Source organism: Dyella sp. S184 (genome assembly GCF_009766065.1).
Classification (GTDB): Bacteria; Pseudomonadota; Gammaproteobacteria; order Xanthomonadales; family Rhodanobacteraceae; genus Rhodanobacter.
The window spans coordinates 858-3174 of sequence record NZ_LMUE01000009.1 but is presented as its reverse complement, the minus strand read 5'-3'; the positions used below and the strand labels follow the sequence as shown (position 1 = coordinate 3174).

The 2317-nt window shown below is 66.4% G+C and carries 1 protein-coding gene; it reads left to right on the top strand.

The window, feature by feature from the left end; genetic code table 11:
- Positions 1 to 2317 (top strand): non-ribosomal peptide synthetase (locus tag GSQ75_RS12270; protein ID WP_216840681.1); only part of this gene is annotated, 2317 nt, incomplete at both ends.

The window sequence follows — 2317 nt, the reverse complement described above, 5'->3', positions numbered from 1 at the left end:
GCAGCCGGAACGCCATGCCAGTTACACGCCGCTGTTCCAGGTGATGCTGGTGCTGCAGAACACGCCGATGGATGCCCTGGACCTGCCGGGCCTGTCGATCCAGGCCGTCGACAGCGACAACGTCACCGCCAAGTTCGACCTCACGCTGAGCCTGACCGAGAGCCGGGACGGTCTGCACGGCTGTTTCGAATACAGCACGGACCTGTTCGATGCCAGCACGGTGGCACGTCTGGCACAGCACCTCACGCACCTGCTGCAGGCGATCGTGACCGATCCGAGCGGTCCGGTCGGCGAGTTGCCGATGCTGGCCGCCGCCGAACGGGACCAGCTGATTCACGCGTTCAATGCGACCGCCACGGTGTATCCGGCGATCCAGGCGGACACGCAGACCCTGCATCAACTGTTCGAGGCACAGGTGGCGCGCACGCCGGAGCAGACGGCGGTGATCTTCGAGGGCGTGTCGCTGAGCTACGCGCAACTGAACGCGCAAGCCAATCGCCTGGCGCGGCACCTGCGCCACCTGGGCGTGGGTCCGGACACCCTGGTGGGCCTGTGCGCGGAACGTTCGCTGGCGATGATCGTGGCGCTGTACGGCATCCTGAAAGCGGGCGGTGCGTACGTGCCGCTGGATCCGAGCTACCCGTCGGAGCGGCTGGCGATGATCCTGGAGGATGCCAAGCCGGTTGTTGTCCTGACCGAACAGCATCTGCAAGACCGCATGCCGACGTTGACGGGCATGCCGGTGTTCTGCCTGGACCGCGATGCGTCGGTACTGGCCACGTATGCCGCCGGCAACCTGGCAAACCAGACGCAGCCGGCCCATCTGGCGTATGTGATCTACACCTCCGGCTCGACCGGCAAGCCCAAGGGCGTCGGCATCGAGCATCGTGGCATCGTCAACCGGCTGCAGTGGATGCAGGAAGCGTATCGGCTGACCGCGGCCGACCGGGTCCTGCAGAAGACGCCCTACAGCTTCGACGTCTCGGTGTGGGAATTCTTCTGGCCGCTGCTCGAAGGGGCGACGCTGGTGGTGGCCCGGCCCGGCGGCCATCAGGACGTGGCGTACCTGGCCGACGTGATCGATGCCCAGGGCATCACCACGCTGCATTTCGTGCCGCCGATGCTGGAGGTGTTCCTCAACGAAGCGAAGGCCGAGGTGGGCGCTTCGCTGCGGCAGGTGGTATGCAGTGGTCAGGCGCTGCCGCTGGAGTTGCAGGAGCGCTTCTTTGCGCAGTGGGATCACGTGGCCCTGCATAACCTGTACGGTCCGACCGAAGCCTCGGTCGACGTGACGGCATGGACGTGCCGCCGGGACAGCGGACTGGGCAGCGTGCCGATTGGCCATCCGATTGCGAACATCCAGATCCATATCCTGGACGATGCATTCAACCCGGTGCCGGTGGGTGTGGTGGGCCATCTGTATATCGCCGGCATCGGCCTGGCGCGCGGCTACATCAACCGGCCCGAGCTGACCGCGCAGACCTTCGTCCCGAACCCGTTCAGTGGCACGCCGGGTGCGCGGATGTACCGGTCGGGCGATCTGGCGCGTTACCTGCCGGACGGCACGATCGAGTATCTGGGGCGCAGCGACCATCAGGTGAAGATCCGCGGCCTGCGCATCGAGCTGGGCGAAATCGAATCGACGCTGGCGGCACAGGAGGCGGTGCGCGACGTGGTGGTGCTGGCGCGGGAAGACAGCGTGGGCGACCAGCGGCTGGTGGCGTACCTGGTGGCGCATGCCGGGCAGGGCGTGCCGGAGGCGTCGCAGCTGCGCACGATCCTGTTGCAGACCTTGCCGGAGTACATGGTGCCGAGTTACTTCGTCGAGCTCGATCAGCTGCCGCTGACGGCGAACGGCAAGGTCGACCGCAAGGCGTTGCCGGCCCCGGACATGGCGCCCAGCGAGGCGGCGTATGTCGCGCCGCGCACACCCACCGAACAGATCATGGCCAGCCTCTGGATGGAGTTGCTGAAGCTGGACAGGGTCGGCATCCATGACGACTTCTTCGCGCTGGGCGGCCACTCGTTGCTGGCGACGCAGCTGGTCTCGCGCCTGCGGCGCAGCGAGTTGCAGGTGGAGTTGCCGCTACGCGCCCTGTTCGAGGCGCCGACGATTGCCGCGCTGATGCTGAAGATCGCAGGGGCCGAGGCCGCTACTCACGCTGCTACTGCGCGAATCGTGCCGGTAAACCGCCATGGACGGTTGCCGCTGTCGTTTGCCCAGTCGCGCCTGTGGTTCCTCGATCAGCTGGAGCTCAACGAAACCTTCTACAACATGCCGTCGGCCACTCGCCTGACCGGCCGGCTCGATGTGGCG